A 6,452-nucleotide genomic window follows, 5' to 3' on the forward strand; every position below is an offset into this window, starting at 1 on the left:
ACGAAGTTTGAAAAAGCTAAGTAAGGAAAAATAAAATCCTCGCCAGTAATTTTAAATTGCTTACTGAGCATTTTTAAATTACTGGTGAGGATTTTGAAAATGCAAACGAGGAGTTACTTAAGTCCCCGCCTGCATTTATAAAAAAGCTCCCGACGATTTGCACAAATCGTCGGGAGCTTTTGATATAATCCTCTAAGGGATTTTGGAAATACTTTAAATCAATTAAAAAAACCGCAGAACTTTCTGCAGTTTTTAGATTTATAATTCTTAATAAAAATAAAGAGAAATATACGTTTTATTTTTTTCGTCCTTTATATAATGAATAGGTAAAACAAACTTTTCTCCATCCGAAAACTTAAATTTTTCTGGATAAAGTAATTTAGAAGTTTGGAAGTACTGTAAAATTTTCTCATCATAATTGGAATCTAATTTTTTAATATAATCCACATTTTTAAAAGTCCCATCGGTATTAAGCGTAATTTCTAAAAGAGCAAAAGAATTTTTTGCTTTTATGCCATCAAACTGATTAAGTTCATTTTTTCCGGTCTTAGAATCAAATTTCGTATCAATAATAAAATTTTTGAAGTTGGTTTGTATTGATAAATTGGATAAATCTTCTAGAATCTTTTTAGATTCTAAAAATTTCATTTTGTATTTTTCAACTATTCTAGGAGAACAATAATGCAGTGATTGAATTTTATCAAGATTATGAAAAATAATTAAACGATCTCCTTTATTTAAACCTAATGAGCAACTTGTCATGGACCCATAATATTTTTTGCCAATCAATTTACTTCCATAAACATAAAAACTTTCAATCTTTTTGCCTTTATAAACAGTATTGTACTTCACATCTACCATATAATATTTTGCACTTAGGTTCTTATTATCAGAAGGTCGTACATTCGTAATAGTTATATCAGCAACTAAGTCTGCTTTACTGTAGGTATTAAAGATCTCAGGTGAATATGAGCATACGCAAGAATATCCCAACTTAAATATAAAAAGAAACAATATTAAAATAGTTTTGTTCATTGATTGTGCTGTATAATTTAATAAAATATCCTTTCACTTTTAATTATTCAAGCGTAATTTTCTGTAATACAAATTTTCTTTCAAAACCCTTTACATCGCTTTGGGTTTCAAGAATTGCGAGAGGATAAAATTTCTTTAAGATTTCTTTTTCATAGATTATAGGATGATACAGAGATTTTATTTTATCTGTAACCCACATTTCTCTCTTGTAAATCATGTTTCCTGCATATTTCATAAAATTCTCATCTTCTGTCTTTTCATTTTCTTTGTATTCATAAGTTACTTTATAGCAATCATAGCCATGAATCTTTTTTTTATTCTTCTTATCAACTACTACATTTAAGATTATATTTCCTGAATATTCATACTGATTCCCAATAATTTCATCTCTTCTTACGAAATTCATATTCTGATCACGAGATAGAATATTCCTTATCTTAGAATTAGTATATTGGTGATGATAAATTTGTGAAGAATCCTGTTTGTAACCAGTAGACTCAAGCATTTCAGAAGACATCATAGCCATCTGTTCTATTTCTTTTTCTCTGCCTTTGTTTTCGGGTTCTTTTAATAACGAATTGATAAGAGATTCTTTAAAATTCTTTTTTGAGACTTTTAAAGTTTCATCAAAAACCTTTCTGTCTGTAATTTTAGATATTTCTTTAAAGATAATTTCACCTTTTGTAGGGGTGAAAGATTTCTTGGATTGAGCATGAATGCTCAATCCAAGAAGTAAAAATATTAGTGTTATTATTTGATTTCTCATCTTTATATTTTTCCATATATTTTTTCTCTTTCTCCGTCTTGAGCCACCCATTCATTGTAACTCAACTCTGACGGCTGAAATTCTATTCCTGTACAACCTGCATCTTCTATTTCTTGTTTTAATTTTTCAGACACGTAATAACTTATTCCTTCTGAAACATACTTTAGCATAAAGAAATCTTCTACAATTATACTTTCATTTAAAGCAATCTTTTCAATAGTAATAATTTCTAATTTTTCTTTAGCCCTTTCTATATAATGATTAAATTCATTTAAATCTTTAGTTTGAATTTCGATATCTGTAGTGGAATATGTAACATTAAAATCATCATTTTTTTTCTGATAAATAATTTTACTATTTTTTAGATCCATAAATTCTTGATTAAACTCATACATATTTAGCAACCAATAGTCATTAAATATTTCGCTCTTCCTTAAAATATTAATATTAAAAAACTGTATTCCAGTTTTTCTATATTTTTCTAAAATTGATTTTAATTTTCCACTAATGATTCTTTGTGATGAAATTGGACCTCCGTCCATTATCAAATCATTAATTTTTGAATTGGCAAAAAGCTCTATATCTAATAGATAAGGCTCAAAATCAATTTTTTCATTATAAATATTTCCTATAAATTCAGGAATTTCCCAATAAAGTTTTCCTGTTGGAGGAATTTTAAGTTTATAATTTTTAATATAATTATTGTTACCTCTAATTTTTGGGCTCAAACTAAAATTTATTTTAAAATATTTCATCATTAAAAAACTAGATCGTTTAGATGTGAATTAGGATTATTAATTATTGCTTGTTTAGCTTGATTAATAATTTCTATTAACTTATTATAGCATTGATCCGGAGTTGCATTTGGATATGCTTGTTTAAATTGTTCTAATTTATTAAAAATTCTGTTATTATATAGATTATGATTAGGTTGATTTCTCCATGATGCAACCGCAATTCCATTTAAAGCCTCGTTCAAATGAAATGCATTCATTGATTTAGCAGCTTTTTGAACTATTGGATGAGTCTGAATGTTATAAGCCCAAGGTATAATATGATGAGCTTGTTTGGTGGCATCCGTTAATTTTAATACTTTTCTCAATTGACTTGAATATCCAAACTTAACAAATCCATCATTGCCAATAATCCATTTTAAAACTTGCTTAGAAGCAATATCAGATGCGTTCACCACTTTTACTCCATACTTCGTTCCAGCAGCAAACCAACCAGCAACAGGAATAGCAGAAGCATAACTTAAACCTGCATTTAAACCATCACCTTGAATTGTGTAAATAACACCATTCGTCAAGTCACACACTTCTCCAATCACAGGAACTAAACCACCTAAGTCTAATAATAACTGAATCGTTTCTCTAGAAGCCTCCCAAAAACATTTTGTTTTACTCCATTCTGGATAAAATTTTCTATTAAATTTATAATTAGCAGCATCATTCTAGATTTTTCTAGTGTCATTGCTTGCGGAACTATTATAACTGAAGGACAGCATTGGTTTAGTACAGTTTCCATCTGCACATCAGTCATAGTTTCAATATCTCCGTAAGCAGTAAAAGCAACCAAAGCCTCATTGGTTTCTTTTACAAATTCTTCATCGTAAAGGGAAGCGTCTATTTCTGTATTTATATTTACGAATTCTTGTATTTCTTCGGAAGATAGTAAGGAGAGCTTAGTTCTGTAAGCATCATTATATCCATTAATAAACCATTTTTGAAACTGTGTCCACGTAACGTTTTGCGCTGCCCATTTTACAAAATTTTCTCCCTGAAGATTTTGGTTGGCATTGTAATAGGTTTGTAAGCCATTATAAAATTCTACATTAGAATTGAGAAGTATTTTAACATCAGCAGGAAGTTCTCTTACAATCATTGTGAATGATTTTACAATATAAGGTTGAGTAGGGAAAACCGTATTACAGCCATTCGGGTCTGTTATACCTACTTGGCTAGGATCTGTGGCTACTGTGGTGCAATCATGCGGCGAAGTTTCTGGATCTTCAACTCCTCCAACAGAACCTCCTCCTCCCGGATTGCTTCCGGGACTTATATGATTGTCTAGCTTTTCCGGTGTGCAATCCCAAAATCCTGCAGTAAATACAGAAGGTTTGGTTTCTGCGGTACAGTTGTGCCAATCAGACATGTTACTGGCATCATGATAAGGATTTCCATTTTTATCGGTCTCACTACAGCTGTAGACTATTGTTACATCATTCCAGCTGCAAGTTGTTTTTGCCTGAAGCAATTGACCATTGGCATTAAAGCTGCCTTTTGCCAATTCCGTAATGGCAGTTTTCCCTTTAGTGTTTACAGGTTCTCCGTTTCTTACACTCTCTTTCTCTTGTGCTGTCAGACTATACTATACGTCACCAAAAACTCCTGATAGCTCCCGTCCGGCAGTAGAGAAAGAACAAGATTTTCTAATGGTGCATTCGCAGGAGCATTTTCCCTGTGTATGTTGAAAGTGTATGTATGATAATTAGCTCCGTTTTCTATATAGATCACTTCATCCGTATCTACAGACACACCATTTCCGTAATCTACAAGTTTGCCTTGTACATTATTTCCCACAAATGATTTAAATTTATTCTCAACCTGTTCAATTTCGGGAAGAAGTTTAGCTTTGTGTTTCGCTTCGCTGAAGGGAATTTTTTGAGAAATAAGTGGGGACTGATTGTAATGATTAGCTTCTTCGCTAAGATATTCTTCAGTTCTGCAGTTGAGAACTAAAAATGATAATGCCAAAAGCATCAGAAAACTGAGTTTTTTTCATATTTGTTGTTTTAATAGTTTTTTAACGTTACAATATTAAAATATTTTCATGAATCTTTAAACAACTTTTTCGAAAAAAATATTACTTTTGTTATTATAATTACAACATTTAGTTATGGACACCATGGAAGTTATTATCGAAAAAATAAAAGAATACCGTAAGAAGAAAGGCTTTTCGCACGAGAATATGGCAGAAGAGTTGCACATCAGCCAGGCAGCCTACAGTAAAATAGAAAAGAACGAAACCAAACTGACGGTAGACAGATTGTATCAAATTGCTGAAATCTTAGAAGCACCAGTTTATGAGCTATTAGATGCAAATCCCAACAATATTTATAATCAACAGAACTTTTATGATGCTTCTGTAGGTTATCAAGATATTCAGAATCTATATCAGGAAAATAAAGACAAAACAGAGAAGATAGAATCTCTTTATGAAGAAAGGCTGAAAGATAAAGATAAGATGATTGAGCAATTGCAGGATATTATCAAAACACTGAAAGGATAAATAAATAAAACTTCGCCTCGTTTTAAAAGGCGGGACGAAGTTTTATTATTTATAAATTCTTTTCCCCAATATTTTCAAACTCCGTTCTACCCCATCCAAAACTGCGACATTTGGCAAAATTCCCCAGTCTTCAAATCCAAAATGTTGGAAGAGTTTTATGCTTGGTTCATTATGTAAAAATATAAAACCCAACAAAGTTTTCACTCCAAATTTTCCGGCATTGTCGATACAGTATTGTAAAGTCTTTTTACCATAACCTTTTCCACGGAAATTTTCATCCATATAAATACTGATTTCCACGGTTCCGTTGTAAGCTGGTCTTCCATAAAATGAAGAAAAACTTACCCATCCCACCATATTATTTTCAGAATCCTCAATTAACCAAAGTGGCCTTCTTTCAGGAGTATGCTCATAAAACCACTGATGGCGGCTTTCCACAGAAATAGGTTCTGTATCTGCTGTAACCATTCTTGATTCTATGGTTGAGTTGTAGATTTCAACAATCCTTTTTAAGTCTTCTAATTTTGCATCTCTGAACTTCAGCTCATCCATTTTGTAACAGAATTTCCACAAAGATACTGGAAGATTTAATTGGGAGTTTTATTAAACCGTCTTTTTCTTTTCGTAATCTTTTATGGCTTTGGTAAGACTTTTTACAGTTGTTCCCAAATAGGAAGCCATGTCTTCTTTTGAAATTTTCATTTCTTTGGCTTTTAAATCTAAAAGTTGAGACAATGTATGTTCTGTAGCATGAAGTTGCTGATAAGACGACCTGTTTGAGGTGTTCACAATACGCTCGGCAAAAACATCAAGCAATAAATTGTTTAAATTAAGATCACTTTTAATCAACGACTGGAAGTACGGAATCGTTATGGTAAATACGGTAACCTCGGTAATCGCTTCAATGCTGCAGATACACGGCACATTCTTCATCATCTCAATTTCCCCAAGAATTTCGCCTTTTCCTAAAAACTCAACGATGTACTCCTCATTATTTTCTTCTGTAAAAAAGCATTTGGTAATTCCACTTTTGATGAGCATTATTTTGTCGGAAACTTGATTTTGGGTCAATAATTTTTCGTCTTTTTCAAAAGATTCTAAAATAATGTTTTCCTTATGTTCCTGGTTACTATAAAGGATTTCTAAATAATTTAAAAAAGATTGATTCGTTCTTAACATAAATTTTTATTTCAGATAGACATCCTTTCGGAATCTATTGTTTATACTCAGTTTTATAAGCAGAAAATTACAAAAACTAAAATGAATAGAATATGAATTATTCTATAAAAAAAGATTAAAGAAAAACAGTTTTTAATATTAAACCTGTTTAAACTTATTTAGATAAAAAAGTTCCGAGAAA

At 31.0% G+C, this 6,452-nt stretch carries 9 protein-coding genes; 1 reads left to right on the forward strand and 8 read right to left on the reverse strand.

Annotation, left to right across the window (positions count from 1 at the left end):
- Positions 1-267: 267 nt before the first annotated feature.
- From OF897_RS13945 to OF897_RS13970, 6 genes are all read right to left on the reverse strand, one after another.
- On the reverse strand, positions 268-1,035 hold the full coding sequence (locus OF897_RS13945; RefSeq protein ID WP_267266301.1) for a hypothetical protein: 768 nt from the start codon (positions 1,033-1,035) through the stop codon (positions 268-270).
- 43 nt (positions 1,036-1,078) lie between these two features.
- Positions 1,079-1,801, reverse strand: coding sequence for a hypothetical protein (locus OF897_RS13950; protein WP_267266302.1), 723 nt, complete (start codon positions 1,799-1,801; stop codon positions 1,079-1,081).
- Positions 1,802-1,803: 2 nt separating this feature from the next.
- Complete coding sequence (locus tag OF897_RS13955; RefSeq protein ID WP_267266303.1) at positions 1,804-2,559, reverse strand: imm11 family protein; 756 nt, start codon at positions 2,557-2,559, stop codon at positions 1,804-1,806.
- A complete protein-coding gene (locus OF897_RS13960) occupies positions 2,559-3,110 on the reverse strand; it encodes an AHH domain-containing protein (RefSeq protein ID WP_267266304.1) in 552 nt (183 codons plus the stop codon). The genes OF897_RS13955 and OF897_RS13960 overlap by 1 nt, the downstream gene beginning before the upstream one ends.
- A 41-nt stretch (positions 3,111-3,151) precedes the next feature.
- On the reverse strand, positions 3,152-4,090 hold the full coding sequence (locus tag OF897_RS13965) for a hypothetical protein (protein WP_267266305.1): 939 nt from the start codon (positions 4,088-4,090) through the stop codon (positions 3,152-3,154).
- Positions 4,091-4,161: 71 nt separating this feature from the next.
- Positions 4,162-4,563, reverse strand: coding sequence for a hypothetical protein (locus tag OF897_RS13970; RefSeq protein ID WP_267266306.1), 402 nt, complete (start codon positions 4,561-4,563; stop codon positions 4,162-4,164).
- 136 nt (positions 4,564-4,699) lie between these two features.
- On the opposite strand from OF897_RS13970, the gene OF897_RS13975 reads away from it, so the two are divergent.
- Positions 4,700-5,092, forward strand: a complete 393-nt coding sequence (locus tag OF897_RS13975; protein WP_267266307.1) for a helix-turn-helix domain-containing protein — start codon at positions 4,700-4,702, stop codon at positions 5,090-5,092.
- Between the two features lie 45 nt (positions 5,093-5,137).
- On the opposite strand, the gene OF897_RS13980 is transcribed toward OF897_RS13975, so the two are convergent.
- On the reverse strand, positions 5,138-5,644 hold the full coding sequence (locus tag OF897_RS13980; RefSeq protein WP_267266308.1) for a GNAT family N-acetyltransferase: 507 nt from the start codon (positions 5,642-5,644) through the stop codon (positions 5,138-5,140).
- A gap of 51 nt (positions 5,645-5,695) precedes the next feature.
- A complete protein-coding gene (locus OF897_RS13985; protein ID WP_267266309.1) occupies positions 5,696-6,271 on the reverse strand; it encodes a Crp/Fnr family transcriptional regulator in 576 nt (191 codons plus the stop codon).
- Positions 6,272-6,452: the final 181 nt, after the last annotated feature.

This window comes from Chryseobacterium formosum (assembly GCF_026460885.1).
Lineage (GTDB): Bacteria > Bacteroidota > Bacteroidia > Flavobacteriales > Weeksellaceae > Chryseobacterium > Chryseobacterium formosus.

Coding starts and splice junctions, on each gene's coding strand:
- OF897_RS13955 (WP_267266303.1), bottom strand. CDS start 2,559: ATGATGAAATATTTTAAAATAAATTTTAGTTTGAGCCCAAAAATTAGA.
- OF897_RS13980 (WP_267266308.1), bottom strand. CDS start 5,644: ATGGATGAGCTGAAGTTCAGAGATGCAAAATTAGAAGACTTAAAAAGG.
- OF897_RS13975 (WP_267266307.1), top strand. CDS start 4,700: ATGGACACCATGGAAGTTATTATCGAAAAAATAAAAGAATACCGTAAG.
- OF897_RS13950 (WP_267266302.1), bottom strand. CDS start 1,801: ATGAGAAATCAAATAATAACACTAATATTTTTACTTCTTGGATTGAGC.
- OF897_RS13970 (WP_267266306.1), bottom strand. CDS start 4,563: ATGCTTTTGGCATTATCATTTTTAGTTCTCAACTGCAGAACTGAAGAA.
- OF897_RS13985 (WP_267266309.1), bottom strand. CDS start 6,271: ATGTTAAGAACGAATCAATCTTTTTTAAATTATTTAGAAATCCTTTAT.
- OF897_RS13945 (WP_267266301.1), bottom strand. CDS start 1,035: ATGAACAAAACTATTTTAATATTGTTTCTTTTTATATTTAAGTTGGGA.